Annotated in this window: 10 protein-coding genes and 1 pseudogene; 5 read left to right on the top strand and 6 right to left on the bottom strand. The window is 55.9% G+C overall.

Annotated elements, in window-relative coordinates; genetic code table 11:
• Positions 1–168: transposase (locus FHS77_RS14475; RefSeq protein WP_184224626.1), on the bottom strand; the 168-nt coding region annotated here is incomplete at its 3' end.
• Positions 169–251: 83 nt separating this feature from the next.
• A pseudogene (locus FHS77_RS14470) lies at positions 252–449 on the bottom strand (sigma factor-like helix-turn-helix DNA-binding protein); the annotation flags it as partial.
• 66 nt (positions 450–515) lie between these two features.
• Here FHS77_RS14470 and FHS77_RS14465 point away from each other — a divergent pair.
• A complete protein-coding gene (locus tag FHS77_RS14465; protein ID WP_374786281.1) occupies positions 516–1064 on the top strand; it encodes a DNA cytosine methyltransferase in 549 nt (182 codons plus the stop codon).
• A 58-nt stretch (positions 1065–1122) separates the two neighbouring features.
• Here FHS77_RS14465 and FHS77_RS14460 read toward each other — a convergent pair whose 3' ends face one another.
• From FHS77_RS14460 to FHS77_RS14445, 4 genes are read right to left on the bottom strand one after another with little or no spacing between them, the layout of a single operon-like run.
• A complete protein-coding gene (locus FHS77_RS14460) occupies positions 1123–2796 on the bottom strand; it encodes a nuclease-related domain-containing DEAD/DEAH box helicase (RefSeq protein ID WP_184224623.1) in 1674 nt (557 codons plus the stop codon).
• A gap of 2 nt (positions 2797–2798) precedes the next feature.
• A complete protein-coding gene (gene drmB / locus FHS77_RS14455) occupies positions 2799–4619 on the bottom strand; it encodes a DUF1998 domain-containing protein (RefSeq protein ID WP_184224621.1) in 1821 nt (606 codons plus the stop codon).
• Entirely contained in the window at positions 4616–7774 is a 3159-nt protein-coding gene (locus tag FHS77_RS14450; protein ID WP_184224619.1) for a helicase-related protein, read from the bottom strand. Before FHS77_RS14450 ends, drmB begins: the two co-directional genes overlap by 4 nt.
• Positions 7775–7799: 25 nt before the next feature.
• The gene (locus tag FHS77_RS14445; protein WP_343061029.1) at positions 7800–10043 is read right to left on the bottom strand and encodes a UvrD-helicase domain-containing protein; all 2244 of its coding nucleotides are present in this window, start codon (positions 10041–10043) and stop codon (positions 7800–7802) included.
• Between the two features lie 271 nt (positions 10044–10314).
• Here FHS77_RS14445 and FHS77_RS14440 point away from each other — a divergent pair, with 271 nt between their 5' ends.
• From FHS77_RS14440 to FHS77_RS16160, 4 genes are all read left to right on the top strand, one after another.
• A complete protein-coding gene (locus FHS77_RS14440; RefSeq protein ID WP_184224615.1) occupies positions 10315–13281 on the top strand; it encodes a hypothetical protein in 2967 nt (988 codons plus the stop codon).
• Entirely contained in the window at positions 13281–16250 is a 2970-nt protein-coding gene (locus tag FHS77_RS14435; protein ID WP_184224613.1) for an SNF2-related protein, read from the top strand. Before FHS77_RS14440 ends, FHS77_RS14435 begins: the two co-directional genes overlap by 1 nt.
• A 180-nt stretch (positions 16251–16430) precedes the next feature.
• A complete protein-coding gene (locus tag FHS77_RS14430; RefSeq protein WP_184224611.1) occupies positions 16431–16691 on the top strand; it encodes a hypothetical protein in 261 nt (86 codons plus the stop codon).
• A 735-nt stretch (positions 16692–17426) separates the two neighbouring features.
• Positions 17427–17666, top strand: a complete 240-nt coding sequence (locus FHS77_RS16160; RefSeq protein ID WP_210307156.1) for a hypothetical protein — start codon at positions 17427–17429, stop codon at positions 17664–17666.
• Positions 17667–17771 lie beyond the last annotated feature (105 nt).

The following is a 17771-nucleotide window of genomic DNA, read 5'->3' as shown; positions in this document are numbered from 1 at the left end:
AAGATGGTTCGCCCGAAGTCCATAACGCGCTGCAACTGCGTTCACTGTTGCACCGGGCTTCAAGCTTTCTGCCACAATCCGCGCCTTTATATCATTAGGCCAGCGCCGCTGACCATTCCCACGGATATCTATGCCATAGCCCTTGAGAAACTCCACCGTAGTCGCCATCGCGAAACTCCCGCCAAATCTACACAAACGGAAATCGCAGATATAAAAGGCAGACAAAAGGTGAGATCCAGAAAACGCTTACACTTTAACCACGCAGTCAAGCGATCAGAAAATGGGTCTAGCTTGCTTGCTCGGTCCGGGGTCTGAAACTTTGGCTCAACGCCATTCAGACGTAAGTATTTGCGAATGGTGTTCCGGGATAATCCCGTTCGTCGGGCAATCTCCCGGATCGATAGTTCGTCCCGGTAATGCCAGCGTCGGATAACGCTCAATAATGCCATGTCTATCACTCCATAGCCCTCGCTGAAAAACACACGAGGGAAGGTTCAAACATGGGTCAATTCTAAATGGAAATATCTGCCCAAACCGGGTCAGTTCTCAGTGGTAATCAACAGCCAGAACTGCGCGCCATTGCCCAGCACGAGACGCGGGGACACATGGCCTCAGATTTGGGACGATATCTGTTCGCCGCTGTGTTCGGGGCAGTGCGCGGCTATAGCCCTAAAGCCACCAATTTTCCGCTCACGCTCAGCCCGGATCACCGGAACTGGCACAGCGGAGTCTTCAATGATCGATTTCGAGTCCAACTGGCCGACGCGGCCGCAACTACGGTAACAAGCCATATCTCCAAGGATGGGCATTATTTCATCCATCCAGATCCGATGCAGTGCCGCAGCCTGACCGTGCGCGAGGCTGCTCGGCTGCAGACCTTCCCCGACGACTACCTCTTTCTCGGCAACCGGACACAGCAGTACGTCCAGGTAGGAAACGCGGTGCCGCCGTTTCTTGCTCGGCAGATCTCTCATCTTCTTCTGACTGCGCTTTCCGATAAAAGCGCGTCAAGAGCCACAGACAACAGGGCGTCGGATCGGATTCGAAACGATCTTTTTGACTGATTTCGGAAATGGTTTTCCGAATAACTTTGACCAAGCACGGTCGGAAATGTCGTCGATTTCAATGAGTATCCACTGTATTCTGCATTATCCGAGCGATGTCCTCAGGCGTTCCCGCCATTTCTAGCAAGACGTTGGCCCGGCTGGTGGCAACATAGATCAGTTCGGAGTCGGTCAGCTCCTCAATCCCAACGAGAAAGACGCATGGGCGAGACAATCCCTTGAAGCGACGCACAGTATCAAAAACAATGTGGTCGGGGTGTATTTCGTCGGATTGGCATGTTGGAATCCCCGCGATCTTTTCTGGCGCGGCCATCGATGTTGAGCCGGAGCCAGTAAGCACGGCAATTTGTCCAGGTTTGGCTTGTCCTGAGCGCAATAGTTGCGCAATGCGCTCGTTTACCCGCTCCATCGCCATTTCGCTTCTTCGGCACTCGAGCAAGCCTATGACTTCCCCTTCGGGCCCTGCCGCAGTGCTGCGTCGACCTTCATACCATTTAGACATGAGCTCGTGAATCCGTTTTGTGTTTCGAAGATTTCGAGTGAGCGCGATCGATGACTTCGGCAGGGCGGAAATGAACCCATCCTCTGGAGAGAACAAGCGCTGATTATCGTCGTAAAATACGTAGAAACGTCCCTCATCTATGTCCCTCAGGGCAAGCCGGAGTGCATTCAACCAAGAGTCACGGAAATCCTGTCCTTCGTCCACCACAATAGTATCAAAGCCGAGATTTGAATTGTTACCTATCGCTTCGACCAGTGCTTCCGGAAGATGGGTGTCAAACAGCGATTGACCAGCATTCGAGGGCAGCACGACTCCCCCTTTTATTGCAAGCGAACGGCAAAGCGAGTGAAAGCTGGCAACAACAAGGAATTCATTGTCTTGGCAGACGTCGCGTAGGTGATTGGCCAACGGTGCATTGAAGCAGGTCAAGAGGGTGCGGCGGCCCTCGGTCGCGCACCTGATAGCCTTCTCGATCGCTAGCACTGTCTTCCCGCTACCTGCGCCGCCGGATATGGCCATCTCCCTGTTGTCCTCCAGGGAGTCAAGAATCCATGCCTGTTCCCCCGTGAGCCGATCTATAGTCATCGCGTCATCGGCAAGGCTGAAGCCAACATGTGCCCGCAACTCGAAGTGGCTTGCGAGCAGCTCCTCCAGCGCCCTCAATCCATCGAGGCCGAGAGGCTTTTCCCTCGGATCGCCGCCTTCGGTCATGCGGCGCAATATCCACTTGTCGAGATTTTCCATATCGTCGCCAAACGCAACGATCTCAAGCGGCGCATCCGGCGCAAGTGGACGTTTCGGCCGTGCACTTCCGGGAAGAATTGCACCGTGCCGAACACGAAGGAAGCGTCGTCCGAGCCTCTTGTTTTCATTCAGACGCTTGAGGAAGTGGTGTTTGCTGCTGCGCGCCTGTGCTATCGGGCTTTTGATCTTGAATTTGAAGCCATCCCGGTCCTCGGTCAGCCACTGGCCGTCTGACTCACGACAACTGACACGCCCTCCCTTCACTTCGAGAAACAGCAGGCCGTACTCTGCGTGTGCAACTATGAAGTCTGCCTCACCATCAAACTCGGCACCATGATCATCGGCTTCATGCCATGACCGCGAGTAATAGCAGGTAAAGTCGCCTGGTACCTTGTCACGGATACGCTCATAGACGCGGACCTCTGATGACAACTTTGGGTTTTCAAGAACATGCTTGGGCAGCTGCTTCGGATAGACCCGTGCCATCGTCAAATCTTCCCTTCAAGCAGAGCCCGAAAAAAACCAATTTCTGGCTGATCCGGCTTACCGACAAGCATTCCGCGGTCCAAGTGCCTGTTGAAATGCTCGCAGGAAGTTTCGGGGATAAACGTGCAGCAATGGCAAGCGGCAGAACCGGAGCCCTCGGAAAGGGAGAGAATACCACTACTGCAGAGCGGATCAGACGAACACCATTCGAGGTCCCGCAATGCGGCAAGGAGTATTGGGCCTAGCTCGCTCGTTCGTCCCTTGCGGGACAGTCCCCCAAGTGTTCCATCAGAGTCTGGGGCCGACGTGTACAGAAGAAAGCCGCACATCCCACCCGGGCCCGGCGAAACGTATAGCCTTTCGCGGATAGAAGCTGTGGAGTATCCACTGTCTAGCGACAGGCGCTCTGCGAGAGCATGCGCGGTTGTGTGTACCAATAAGAAGCGCGCTGAGATCGTAAGTGGAAAAGGGCGCTCTTCGCTGTTGTGCTCTTTCCAAGAGCGCTCTGCTGCTGAATGCGCGTCAGCGGCTCGCGCTATGACTTCGGGTCTGTTCTCCCACTCGATGACCTGAGGCTCATCGAAGCTGATGAAGATGCCCTCGCCTCGAACTTCTATCGCGGGCAACCAGTTCAACTTCTTTTCCGAAAGTGGAGCGATGAATGAACTGCTATCTCCTGCCTCAACGGGGCTTAGTCGCGTGAAACCCTGCAGAGCCCGAACCTCGCGAAGACGCTCTACCGACACGACATGGTCCAGCAAGCCCTTCATTTCGTGAGGAAGAAGTTGGGGTCTGACTTGAAACTCGGCAAACGCCTCGTTGTCTGGTCCGCCCGAGCACAACATGAGATGCTCGTTTGGCCGTAGGTCGCCAGTCTTCTCGTCCAGCATCTTCAGAAGCGTCATGATCCGAGATGTCAATTCTTCTGACGTGACATCCGGGTCTGGCCAATTTGGGTGAATTCGCTTCCGAACATAGTCGGGAAGCTGAGATCGGTCGTCCAATGCAACCAGATCTGGCCAGAAATCTTCCAGCATATCTCGGAATGAGCCGCCGAATGGTGGAACATCCAGCGCCGATGCGATCACTGGGAAATAAGCGTTTGACGCGCCGCGCTGGATTGCAACAGGCTGATGGTTGCAACCAGTCGCTGGTAGTTTCAGCCATGGTGACTTTCCGTCGCATCTCAGGTTGGCGTGCGCGGAAGGTGACAGGGCACCGTCAAGGTCGCGCTCGGACTTGCATTCAGTGCAATGGACCCTGAGCCCCTTAAGGCCAGCACCATCACCGATCAGTTTCAGGGCTTTCTTTCGCGAGCAAGACTCTGAGTGCCTGGGCCATGACATCCATGGAAAGTCCTGTAAGTGACCAGCGGGACAGGTGACGACAAATCGTACAGGAACTGCGTAAACTTTCTTTATGCGCCGACCGCGCCCGCTGCTGCAGGTCGGGCACCAAAGTTCAGGCTTCCCAATCTCGGCACCCCAAAACCTGCTGCGCTGCAGAAGATTGCACTTTGGACAGACATGCCAATCCGGAAAACGATAGGAAGGCACCAAACGGGGCCTTTTGTCCTTACCGACCTTTTCGTCTCCCACAGGAGGCAGTCTGAAGCCGTTGACCTGCAGCCGCGCCTGCAAGGGCTCGTGATGAATGCGCTGGTCGTTCAACAGGCCTTTCTTGATGGAAAGTTGGTCCCATGCCTCGAGTCCAGCCGCGACTACGGAAATTGGTGCGCCATCTTCTCCGCGAAAATCGATGATCGCCCCTGGCCCATTGCCGGTAAGGACCTGACTGCGGCGAATCTTGCCAATGGGTTTCATTGCCTCAGACCCCTTTCTTGTCCACCTTCAAGCAGAACATACGACGTTGACGCCTCGACCGAGCGCAAAGAGTTTGGCGTAGGTTTCTGCTTTTCGAAACGGGCCTTGTTCCCACGGACCGCGGCCGCCTCTGCTGACGTGAGGAGTGCGTCTCCGTAGTCGCTCCAATAATCCTTCAAGCCGTGATGATCGAACCAGTCATCTAGAAACTTGTTGATTTGTTTGCGCGCATCAACTGCTTCGGCGGGATCGATTCTTTCGACTCGCTCTATGACCTTGTCTAGAAGGGCCTCGGCCTCGCGCTGATGTTGCTCGATTACTCCGGGGTCGGCCATCCCATCGACGAGGTGGCGTATCATTGCAACGAATGGCGCATGCAATGCTCGATCTCGAGCCCGTGGAGCGAAAGGAGTCACGCTCGTTGCTTCGACATCGCGATATAGACTGCGATGCCAGCTGGCAAACGTCTCATAGCGACTGCGGTCACGGGATTTAGCGGCGTTGAAGAGCGTTATGATCAGTCCGGGAGCCTTTTGACTGCGGCCCACTCGGCTCGTTGCCTGAATGTACTCAGCAATTGTTTTCGGTTGACCATTTACCACCATCAGACCCAGACGTGAGACGTCCATTCCTACTGAGATCATATTGCTCGCCAAGACAATGTCGATGTGATCCGGATCACTCCAGTGCCGCTCGAGGTCCTTGAGAAATCGCGGGATATCGCTTGAACGGACCCGGCTAGTCAGCTCGATTTGAGTTGCGGCTTCGCGCGCTGTTTCATTTCCCCTGCGCGAGGCATAGTCCTTCACGCTTCGTGCGACGTCGTCTCGCATCAGAACCAGCGCTCCACCCAGTTCACGCAGCGAATTGAAGTAATTTACCAAAGTCCAGTAGCCATCGCGTTTGTCGTCGCCGAGCGCGGGATCAGTCGCGGCCTGCAAGAGCGAGGCTGCGACCGCCTGCTGGGTGAACTTTGCCGACCTTCCTACAGTTGTTACGCCAACATATCGGCGGCCTGGAACTTTTCTGTTCTCAATGGCAAATCCGGAGTTCGCATGGTCGAGACCAGGTGGTGGGAACTGAAACGAGCCGCGGTCGAACAGGGCACTTATCTGTGTCTCCGCCCTGCGGATTGTGGCAGTCGACCCGATCACCTTGGCCCTGTGCCCACTTCGGGCGCGACACATTTCATCAACCGCAGTTTCGTAAAGACCGGCAAGGCTTCCAAGCGGCCCTGAAATCAGATGCAACTCATCCTGAATGATCAGATCGGGTGGTGCCGCAGGAGTCCCTAAGCCGAACAGGCGGCCAGAGTTCTGATTGCGTGTGATCTGCGCGTACTTATCGACCGTGCCGATCACCAGGGTGGGTTGCTCGCGATAGACATCCTCGTCAACCGTCCATATCGGCAACTGACCGAGGGCGCGTCCAACAGCACATGTTCCTGAACGGCATCTTACCTCCACACGGGTTTTGTCGACCGCAATGGTCCAATCAAGAACACCATGACAGCATGGACAATTCCGCAACTGGGCGGGAGAGCTTTCACCTTCTATATCCAGTGCCTTTTCGGCATCTGCCAAGTTATTCGGAGTCGCACCCTCACCGACCCAAAGCCCAAGCGAAATCGGCACGTCAGTCAAGAAATGATCAGGCAACTGGACCGCACCTTTCTCCACCTTGCCAAGCCGGACCATCTCACAAGCGCAGATCAGGGCGGCAGCGCGCTCGAATTGCTGAATCGTCAGCAGGCGGAGGGTATAGCGCATGAAGGTGGTCACCCCTGCACCAAGAGGTTCGCCAGTCGCACGAAGTCGTCGCAAGAAGATCGCGAAAGCGGTCAACAGCAGGTAAGCCTCGGTCTTGCCGCCGCCGGTCGGGAACCATAACAGATCCATTGTCTCTCGATCTGGCGATTCCGGATTGGCAATGGATTCGAGGCTTAGCAGCGCGAACCCTAGCTGAAACGGCCGCCAGACAAGTTCGGGCGGATCGGGATCTATCCGCCACGAATATTGCAACGCAAGGGCGGTATTTGCGAGGCGGAACGCCGCCAAGACCTCGGGCGAACTTTCAAGGAGAGCGATGCCAGCACGCATTCGAGTCTCGGCCGCACGGCAACGTTGCATATGCAGATTGCCTTGGTCGGAGTGCTGCTCCGGGAGGAATAGCACCTGTTCTTCCATTCTCGAAATCCATGATCCATAGGCATCGACGAATGCTGTCAGGCCACTGCAAAGTCCGTCTTTTTCTTGCGAGGCAAGAAACGCAGCGCCCATCTGCGCCTTTACATGTTCGTCCTGGAATTCGCTATCGCCCGCAGCGCTGATCACATGAACCATCGCTTCCGGAAACCAGCTGGTAATGACGCTCTGGACAGTGCCATCATCCGGCTCGTCCCACATGGCTGAACAGGTATGCCCCACGGCCCATTGCTGCACATTACGATAGAGCAGAGATGAAGATCGACCGTCATCGTCCATGGTGGTGGCTCCCGCCTGATCAGGCTTCGGGACGAACTGACAATCGTCTGCACATTCGACGGAAAGCGAAACCTGGAACAGTGTAGCTTCTTCATTTGCTGCGCGGCTTTTCTTCGCGGCAGGCTTCAAGTCATTGGTAATTGCTAACGTGACCAGGAGAATTTCTCCCCAGGGAGCCACGCGACAGTGAAGCGTGACACCCGGCAGGCCGCTGCCGTCGAGACTTACCGTGGGAGCGGCCTGTGCCCTCATAGTTTCGAGGTCGAGATCAATCTCCGCCATTTTGGGTTCACGGCGCCAGTGCGTAGCACGCCCTGTCCGCGAAGCTCCCTCGTTACCCTCGGCACCCTCTGGCCGATAACGCGCACCTTCAACCTTGACCCGCAATTTGGGGGCCGCACCAATTGACCCGACTGCAAAGGACAGCCCTGCTGAACTAGGGCGAAATGTTGAAGCTGCCTTTACACCATCCAGCGCAGTGCCGGTGCCCTCTGCATCGTCGGCATCACTCGCCTCATCATCGTCTTCAGCTGATATGCTGGTGCGCGGTGGAAAAAGAATCCCCGTAAGATACCGATCTGTTGGCCGATCCGAAATCAGCTCATTTGGGGCCTCCGGGCCGATCAGATCGACTTTCATCCGTTCAAGCAGGGTATCGCGCACATCAATCATCTTTGTACTCCGTAATTCCAAGGGATCAGCGGGGGATCCGGGCAAAGCCACCCAGTAGGGGCGTGAGCGCAAGCCCCGGCAATTCACCAGCATTCCCCGGAACAACAACGGTGGTTGCCCCCACAACCGAAATACCCGAAATCAATTCTGGAGGGGTGGCATCCGGTGCGACCTGCCTGATCGACTGCACCATTTCGGCAAAATCCGATGAAAGGGCGCCAATTGCAAATCCATCTTCGTCCTCGAACCGAAGGATCAACCGGCCTTCGGAGTCTGGAATTGCCACAACCTTGGGTCCCTCGATCGAAGCCTGCCAGATTCTGGCAATTGTTTCGGCTTCATTGATGACATGCCCCGAATGAAGGAACTCCCGCCAGTCGAGAAGGTCGGACTCAAGGCCGATCTCGATCAACCGATGATCAGAACGGGCTGCCCAATACCGTTCAGGCTTTCCCGTTGTGTAAAACTTCACCGGACTGATCCAGCCAGTGCGCAACTCCGTGCTCGCGCGGGTCGCACCGACGTACAATGCACGCGCTTCCTCGCCCCAGTCTACAGTTTCGCCGTGCGGCGCTCGGGTTAGGAGCAACATCACCCGCTGATCCTCGCGACCTTTGATGGCGTGTATCGTTGAAAGCAAAGGTCCTGCATTGCCCTCATGATCACTGAGTAGTTCTAGCGGCGGCTCAGTTAATCCGTCGGCCACGCGCCCCACCACTATGCTATCGCGACCAGATCCATCGAGATCGAGCAGGATCTCCCACGATTCATCGACATCGCGTACAGCCGCCGGAAAAAGCATCTCATGCATGCCACCGAATGCATCGCGCGAAATGCTCTCCGATGCCTGATGCGCGCCGAGAATGGCACCAATCCAAGGCTCGATCCGCATCGGGCGGTCAGGCAGGCGGAGACAGAATCGGCGGCCCGTGGACCTCATGGCTTCAGCCGCCGTGAAAAGCCCTCGGCGGCTTCTTGTCAGTATCAGTCCTCGTGTCGTTGAAGAATGCGCAGCGAACCTGGTGATTTCGTTTTCGAGTGCGGCGGCCTTGATCTGCTCACGGACGTTGAAGTAGCCCTCGCGAGATCCGCTTTGATCATCCCGCAACGTCTCTCGAACAGCGCGGAACATCTCCCGCAAAGCCACTGTTTTAGTCCTGTGGTCCGTCTCCAGCCTGTCAGAGATAAAATCCTCGCGCCGCACGATTTCGGTCAGAAATGTCGAGCTAGACTTGTCACGCTGCTGATATCCGTAAATCGATTGCGCGAAATCCCCAAAAACCGTGATGCCGCAGCTGGAATCCAGCAACGACACCAGTGCTTCGCAAAGTTCTTTTCGGTCGCCCACGAGGTCCTGTGCTTCGTCGATTATGACGTGTTCCAGCTGACCAATCGCATCTGCGACAAGCGGGTCGTCTGACCTCAGAAGTCGAGCCGCAGCTTGGATGGTGGCGTCATAACCACCCGGAAAGGTAGAATTCGAGGCCGTAAGCATTCGCGCGGCGAAGGAGTCGAACGTACGGATCTGCAGTGCTCCCACATTTGGCACATCCTGCAATCGTTGGGCAATGCGAGCTCTCAGCTCGGCAACTGCAACGCGAGTGAAACTGAGAAGCAATATGCGTGACGGTGCAAGGCCCTCGTTCTGTACAAGCGCAATGACCCGTTCGCAGGCAGCGTGAGTCTTGCCTGCACCAGGTCCGGCTTCAACAACCATGCGAGACCCAGCGGCCGCTTTTGCCACACGCAGTTGGCTTGTATCGGGGGCAGAGGTGGACTCGGTGCTTGATGCATTATCCGCAACTCCGAACCAATCATTAATGAAAGCGACATTCACTTCGCTCGTTGACCACTCCAGGGTCACAGGATCAAACACGCCGCTCAATGTTAGCGCTCTGCGAAGCGCTGAAGTCATTGCACCATCGCTGGTCCATCGTCCCTTCGGAGAAAGAGCGGGTGCTCCGGTCAGGACAGTCGGGCCTTCGAAGGAGTCGAGAAAATCGATCAGAGTCTCGGTCGCGGTCTCATCAACTTCTGGTACCAAGTGTTCAGAACCCGCGCCGCTCTCGATACGATGATCTCCTATCGCAACGACCTTGCCGTCAGGCAGCGATACACGACGTACGGGCAAAGCCACGAGGACTGGCTCGCCAAGTGTTGTTCCGAAACCGACGTCCTTGATCTCACACAGCGTATCGATCACGCTTTCTACCAGTGCCGAGGCTTCTGAACGGTCTGGTCCCTCAATAAACTGCTGAACCCATTCCACCACAGCAATCCGACTGACGCCACGGCGGGCGCTTACGACACGGCGCACCAGATCCGCAATCGCTCTTCTGGTGCGAGGTCCGGACCCCGATGGTATACGAAGGCCGGTGATCAAAGTAGGTTCAATGTTCACAGAGTGCCTCGCAAAGTACCACAGGAAGATGATTGACATTCAATTGATTAGCAGTCAACCTTATCACGGATATATCGCGCCGTGAAATTCTTTTTGGAGCTAAGACTCGGCAGCAGAGTTGCGAGTTCGGGAAATACAAATGCATATCGGCAATTCGCTAAAAGACAGACATGAGGCACTTGCCGATCATTTCGCAGACCTTGCCGGTGCGCGAGACCAGCTTCCTCTTTTTGCAATTGAGCATGGCCTTGACGAAGCCGCACTGGAAGAGCTGAGAACGGCAGTCTCTGGTCAGCTTGAAGCCGATCCCCAGCTACAAGGAGCTGCGTGGTCCTGGAGCTATCTGCCACTTCTCGTCATGGCCACTGAGGTGGGTTACCGGTACCGTGGAACGGGTACCGATTTCTGGCCGGTCTTGGCTCAGGAGCTCGGCGTGGAAGCCGGGTCGGCGTTCCGTTCAGGATTGTCCCGCTTGTTTGATCTGGGACATCGGAGTTTTCGACTGGCAAGGCCGGGTGAGAGTCCTTGGGAGCGTCATTTCCCACATATCGCTTGGCCGATTGGTAACGCTCTGGTTCCGCTGGAGATACAGCCGCAGTTGACGGATGCCCTGAGACGATCCGTTAGAGCGGGGATCTCGGCGGAAAACATGGATGGCCTGCTTGAGTATCTCAAGATGCTGGCTGCCGGGCATGCCAGTCGTCGCTTCGAGAACTGGTTGCAGCAAGAAGATATTGCTGCAGAGGTCATGCGGCGTCTTCTTGCGCCAGATGCAGAAGGCTGGCTTTCTCAGGGTATCCTGCAGCGGATTGACAATGACATAAGGAAAGACCTCAGTTCACATCGCGCAATTTCGGAAGCGCGCAAGGCTGCAGCAAGAAGATCAGCTCGTGTTACCGCGACTGTGCCGTCTCAATTCGTAATGACGCTTGTTGACAGCGTGCCGAAGCAGCTTCTGGTCAGAGGGCCTGCGCTGCCGTCCCAATCGCGTGGTGAGGTGATCGCCGCGTTGCGTATTCAGGGAGACCGGATAAGGGCTGCAGGAAGCGATCAGACCATCGCGCTCCGTTCATTTCTCGCCGGTGGGGAAATCGGGCTTGGCAAGTTCACCGGAATGCCTACCGACCCTCTATCCCGTGGCGATGCAGCACATGTCGAGCAAGGTCCCGCTTATGAGGCGCTTGAGAGTTTGCAGCCTCTGCAATCGGCTTTCTTCCTCATCGAGCGGGGCGAACGGACTGCCCGCACCATCTTTCCGGACGAAGCCCTTGCTCCAAATGCCTCAATGATCCAATTGCTGCGGATCGACCACGATGGCACGCCAGAGTTTCGTTGGCTTGAGACATCTTCGGGAGCTGATGTCGAACTGCTGCGACGAAATGGATTCAAGGTTTCCGATAAGGCACCGTCGCGACGACTTCTCGGTCTGCTAATGTCGGGCGCTCAAAACAGTTTTCTGCGTGGCGTTCCAGTACTTGCCGCGCAGAGCTTGACACATCGAACATTGCTGCTCGACGGGGTTCAGCCTGCCAGCGAAACGCTCCGAATCCAAGAGGATGACTGGTCCGTTTTTGAGCCTGGTGTAGGCAGGCATTGGGTTGGACCTGCAGATGGCGATGACCATGATCGAGTTGAGTTCGAAGTTGTCGAGCCACCCGACCTGGAGCCCGCGTCGATCAGTATTTTTCCCGCCAACGCCAACATCTCCGATCTGGAGGCTGGGCGGTTGGAAATCAGGGTTACGGCACCGCTCAATCTTGAGGAGGTCCCGGTAAGGCTACGTCTCCGATCGGCCGAGGAACCCGAGGTGATTTCCGAGGGTGTCATTGACCGACTTCCGGCTCGAATAACTGGGCATTCACCCCTAATTCGAGCGCTGCGGGCGCAGCTGGCTGAAGGCTCCGCGGGCCTTTCCGACCTGCGCCTGACAGTCAATGTTCATGGTCTTATGCAACTCAGCATTTCGCTTCCTCCAATGCGCCGCGAATTTCACCATGATACTGACTTGGATCATTGGATCAGTACAAATGAAGATGGCAGGGTTTTGCCTTCCATGGTTGCAACCCTGCAGTCTCCGATCCCGCGTACGTCAGAAATCGTCCCTGCAGGCACTCGGCTTATTCTCCCCGATACCACAGATCACGGGGCGCTAGCGTCAGGCCTGATCATCTCAGAGAGGTCAGAGTTTCACATTGGTATGCACGAAGCCGATTCTATCTCAATTCCTGCGTTTTTGCGAGAAGCAAGCTCGCGGAACAACGGCGTTGGCCTGATTGATCTCGCGCGTGCCAATGTTGCATGGCAACTGGCCCAAGCGAGCGATCAATTCGGTAACTGGCGACGCTGGTCGGTTGTTGAAGCTCTGGAAGAAACACTGATCGACTTGCTCTGTGGCGTGGCATGGCGCAAGCTCGAATCCGGCATCGATCTTTCGATCCTGTCTCAACACGGCGCATTTTTGAGAAGTGCTGAGGCACTCGGTCTCGTTTCAGGCGAGGATCTGCCAGAGATCAAATCCAATTCGGACCAGCTTTTTCTTCGGGACCGGCTGATCGCACGTCTGAGGGAAACGGTACCCGATATAACCGACGCGCTGGCCCGGTTGGACGACGAACTTGCTGGCGACCTCGATCTCGCGGTCATCGATGCATATGAGGATCTGCGTAGACACGTACAAGCCAGCGGCCGTGAAGCATTCGAAGAAGTCGACATGGCCCGTTCCCCGACGACATGGCGCAAGGCGTTGGAGCGGGCTCGGGACATCCCGCTTCTACCAATGTTCAGGCACCTTATCCTGCCAGAAGCGCGGTGGAAGGCACTGATGAACACTTGGTATGCTGAACTTACCGAGGATGATCTTGTGGATCTGCTCGACACCTGCCACGTCGATGCCTTCCGACGGCCGGGGCTTAGATGGCTTGGTAGGGCCGAATTGCGGACAATGCTGCAATTGTGGCTTTCGCCGCGAGCGATGATCGAAGCAGATGAGTGGCCCCGATTTCTGGCAAAGGGCCTTTCAGACATACAGACCAGTCGCGCTGTCCGCTACGTTGCACTCCGCCGAAAACTGGCTCTGTTGGACATGCCCGACGGGAGCCCAATGTAATGGATCAATATCTGCGGTTCATAAACGGACTACAGGCTCTACGTCGCAAAACATCCGCGCTTGGCATTGGCTTGGGAGGCGCTCTCGGTGTCGCCGCCGACCCGTTACCTCATCAGCTTGCAACTGTACGCCGGGTGCTGGGCGACAGCCATATTCGGCATTTGCTGTCTGACGAGGTCGGCCTCGGGAAGACAGTCCAGGCACTGATGATAATCAATGCCTTGCGATGGCAAGATCCGTCGCACAGAACTCTCGTGATCGCACCGGACAACCTCTTGTCCCAATGGCAAGAGGAGGCTTGGATTCGTGGTCATGTAATGCCCGCGATAGCCGGGACCATTGACGGAAGCGATGACGAGACTTCGCCAATCACGTTGGCCAGACCGCGTGATCTTATGACTCGAACTGGACAGGAAGCACGTACTATTAGCGCTGACCCTACTGTCTTCGATTTGCTGATCGTGGACGAGCCGCAAACCATGCCACGTGATGCAATCCAGTTCGTGTCGCAAGTTGCGGACGAGTTTCGACAGGTGCTGGTACTGTCGGCCACACCCCGACTTGGCGATCCCTCGTGGCGCGATCCCATTCTGCGGATGATCGAACCTGAAGCTGCCTTTCGCGCCAGAATCGAGGGCCGACCGCTTGACGAGATTCTGGAAGATCGCGAGGCGCAGGCCATTTTAGAGTTACGCAACCCGGAGGATTTGCTCGAAAGAACCAATGGCTTTGTTCGAGCAGGGGCGGGACGGCGGGTAATACGAAACGGACGCGCAGATTGGGGCGAATACCTTCCTCAACGAAGGAACCACGAAATCCGAATTCAGCCTTTGGCGCCGGAGCGGTTGCGATTTGAAATTGCCGGTATGCTTCTCCAGGACGCCGATCCCGAGCAGGGACTTCAAGGTTCGGCATGGACGTCAGCCAAAGCTCTTCAGCGAAGCGCAAGGGCTGCGCGTACGGTCTTGGCTGATTTGACCACGCGTGGCGGCACTCTCGGCAAGATGGCGGAAGAGGCGCGTATTGCTTCGCTCGAGAACCCTGGAGACAGCCGCCTGGACGCGCTCCTCGACATTCTCTCAGCTCAGTGGGGCGGGAATCCGGACAAGGCGTTTATCATTGTATGTGGTGACAACCCGACCATCGATATGCTGAGGACAGCGCTGCCTCGCTACTTTCCCGATCTTGCGGATGCGATCTCGGTCTTGCGCCGTCCCGCTTCGACTGACGTCGAAGGCGTGACCAACCTGAGAGAAATTCAAGAGACACTTGCTCCTATGCTGTCCGGGGACAGCCGCCTGTTACTTGTGGGGGATTGGGTGCAAGCAGGGCTCAATCTTCATCACGCCGCACAAGGCATAATCTTTTTCTCTCTGCCTTGGGAGGTTGACAGTATTGATCAGTTGATCGGTCGAGTCGACCGGCTCCGTTCCACAGGTGATAGAAAGGGGGCCAAGCGTACAATTGAGATTTGGCGGATCCTGCTTGAAGGTTCGCAAGAAGCAGCAATTGCCGACTTGGTCTCGGCCCTTGGAGTTTTCGATTCACCTCTTCCTCCATTATCGCCATCCGAGTTGACTGAGGTTCAAGCTTCACTAGGCCAAGCTGCTATCAAACGCCAAACAACTCGTGGCGTATCACCGCTCGCTGGTAAGGGGACAGGTCTGCAAACTCGCTTTGCGTCAGCTGATCCCTTCACACTGAGGCGGGCGTCGTCAGAATACGAAAGTTGGCATGAGCGGCCGTGCCCAGCTCCCGCAATGATGAATGATCGAGCGCGTCCAAATGATACGCCGATACGCAAGGAAGAGCGCGCAATAGGCGCATGGCTCAGGGCAATCTCGAGTTCGACCGATTTCGATGTGGGAGGTCGTGTCGACAAGGAGGACGGATACGGCTTCCAGACAATCTGGTATCACGGAGTTGGCGAGAGGGGGCGTGCAGGTGACAGCCCATTCTTGCTGCCGGGAGCGTCTCGGGACAACTGGATGACGGGGCATGTGCCTTTCATTTATCGGCGTTCAGCAATTACCGCTCCTCCGCGCAAGGGCGTTTTCACTGATGATGGCGAGCGATCCGCCGAGGGTTCGAAATCCGCTCGCCCACTGCATTTTCTCGATCATGGGGGCGATTTGCATGACGCTTTGGTGCACGGTTACTCGACCGGCGTCATGGAACAATTTGGACCCACGAAGCCAGTTGTCCAGACGAGCGTGCGGCTTCCAGAAGGGCATCCAGCACGGGATATCGGGCCGATCGTAATAGCGACTTTCGTTAGTCTGGATCCCTTTCCCGACGAGCTTCTGCCGCCACTTTGGTCGCCCGCTGCAAATGAGATCCTGGCGTCAGCACCGACCGAAGCTCAAAGAAAGTCGCTGACCGCCGACCGTCGGCGTTTGCAGGTCATGTTGCGTGCAATTCAGCGCAGGGTGCGGCTTGAAGTGCCGGCGCAAATGTTGCGCATCGGCTCCGTCAAAGGGAAGGATGGCTGGACCGGATTATCGACTGAGCAAGTTGATCTTTGCCTGCAGCCGTTAACATCGTCGACCAAAAATGCAGTAGCTCGAGGGAAAACGCCACGATCCGCTCTTGAGAAGCCAGAGGTTACGCGCGCAGTGAGGTCTAGCCAGCTCAGTCAACTCAATACAGAGGCGACGCGTTATCAATCTGAGGCTTTGCAGCGCTCCCGTCCCGCTCTTGAGTACCTCGCCATGCAAATCTTCGGACACTTCCAAGCCGAGATTCTAAACAGGGAACTGGCACTTGAACGTCGTAGAAGCTCTCCGCCCGAAAGTGGACCAGTAGAGCTTTGGCAGGGTCAGGTAGCAGCGTTGGAGCGCTCACTATCAATGGCGCGGGTCATGAGTGCTGAGGCATCAGCTTATATACAAGAATATGGTTCAGGAAGGATGCTTCCAAAGTCTCCGCAGCCTTTTAGCATCTTGCTAGCGCTCATCACTGACACCTAGTCCACAACATTCGCAAAGCCGAAATTCAGCGCCTATTGGCGACAGCCTTGCCGCCCTCCGGTCTCGCGAATGTCCCGTTTTTCTGCCGATGGCCACTGAATTCATTGCGCGCTCGGCCACACTCTAATAATTGAATCTCAATGTATGTTTTGCGGAAGTGGTAACGGAAAGGATTTTGGAATGGCAGGTAAGGTAATCAAGATTGAGCGGCTTTCACCAAGGGATGGCGCAGTTGAAGAACCAGAATTAAGTGCGAAAGGCTATTGCCTCGGAGATCCGAAATTTGGGGCAGAAAAGCATCATGCCAAAAATGCTGTTTTCGCGAAAACGCTGGACGAGGCGGCGGAACTTGTTTCTGCAGGTTTCTCGCTGCGGATGGTGGGTAACGGGAAGCGGGCGTCACTTGTTTCTCCGAAGAGCTTGCGCATTGTTCGCGACTAGTTGGCAGTAGGCACTGCAGACGCGAGCTTGGTCCTGCGCGAGGTCGAATTTGCCGGACTTTGAGCGGCTGACCGAGGAAGCCGCGGTCTCCGGTGCGATCATGCTGGCATGGGTGCGCGTGCATTTCTTCTTAAAGCGTCTTGAGAGGCGATGGATACCACCCACTAGAAGAGTTGGATTGTAGGCGCATTTGAGGCTCTTGGGACGTCGGACTATATTTGAAGATAATAAGTTCAATGGCTTAGGGGGTAGAGAAGGTTCGACGCCAGTCCCGCTCCCTCCGCCACCATCACCATTGCGAACTTGTTCAGACCACCGGTGGAGCGGCGAATTTCTCCTGTTTTCAAAGGGGTTTGCCGGGTGGGTGCGAACCGCTGAGACCCCGGCATGCAGCGATTTCCGTCTCTGAATGGCCTCTCGTCTCTGGTCGGGCGAACCGTGCCGATTTCGGTTCGGTCGAAGTTTTCCTCGCTTTTCCAATGGCCTGACTCGCGAACCCGCCAAAACTGCGCGCCCTGTTTCCATCGCTATCGAGTGAAACAGAGACCGAACATGCAGGAGGCGTAGCCCATGTGGACGATGGCCGAATGGCGCGTAGCGGTGGCGGATCAATCGGTGACGGGCTCGGCGAAGCCATTGATGACAAACACACATCGCGGGTCTAGCTTGGCGGCATGGCGAGGGGGCCCTGGACCGATGAAGAAAACGACCTGATCGTCGCGGATTTTCTTCGCGATGCTGGCCGACGACATCGCGGGGCGCCGCTACAGCAAGGCCGAGCATCGCCGAGCGCTCTTGCCGCTTCTGAACGAACGGTCGGAGGGATCGGTCGAGTTCAAACACCAGAACATCAGCGCGGTTCTGAAGGGCCTTGACGAAGATGGACTGGCAGTCCAAGTGAGGGTTGGTTACGCTTCAAGGCCAACGATCCAATGGATGTCGATGTCCAAAAAATGCTTTTGGTGCAATGAGTAAGAAAAAAGTCTGGTCTTGCCTCGGTTTCGTTCCGGTCTTTTTGAGAGCATTATTTGTTATCAAGGAGACCATATATGTCATTAAAGCATAGTGATGAATTTAAGC

Origin of the sequence: Paenochrobactrum gallinarii (assembly GCF_014205685.1) — a bacterium.
Lineage (GTDB): Bacteria > Pseudomonadota > Alphaproteobacteria > Rhizobiales > Rhizobiaceae > Paenochrobactrum > Paenochrobactrum gallinarii.
Note: the sequence above shows the minus strand (reverse complement) of the source record. Positions and strands in the feature narration are given on the sequence as shown.

Excerpts from the sequence above, each read along its gene's own strand:
- FHS77_RS14465 (WP_374786281.1), top strand. The coding sequence starts at position 516 with ATGGAAATATCTGCCCAAACCGGGTCAGTTCTCAGTGGTAATCAACAG.
- FHS77_RS14435 (WP_184224613.1), top strand. The coding sequence starts at position 13,281 with ATGGATCAATATCTGCGGTTCATAAACGGACTACAGGCTCTACGTCGC.
- drmB (WP_184224621.1), bottom strand. The coding sequence starts at position 4,619 with ATGAAACCCATTGGCAAGATTCGCCGCAGTCAGGTCCTTACCGGCAAT.
- FHS77_RS14440 (WP_184224615.1), top strand. The coding sequence starts at position 10,315 with ATGCATATCGGCAATTCGCTAAAAGACAGACATGAGGCACTTGCCGAT.
- FHS77_RS14430 (WP_184224611.1), top strand. The coding sequence starts at position 16,431 with ATGGCAGGTAAGGTAATCAAGATTGAGCGGCTTTCACCAAGGGATGGC.
- FHS77_RS16160 (WP_210307156.1), top strand. The coding sequence starts at position 17,427 with ATGCTGGCCGACGACATCGCGGGGCGCCGCTACAGCAAGGCCGAGCAT.
- FHS77_RS14450 (WP_184224619.1), bottom strand. The coding sequence starts at position 7,774 with ATGATTGATGTGCGCGATACCCTGCTTGAACGGATGAAAGTCGATCTG.
- FHS77_RS14460 (WP_184224623.1), bottom strand. The coding sequence starts at position 2,796 with ATGGCACGGGTCTATCCGAAGCAGCTGCCCAAGCATGTTCTTGAAAAC.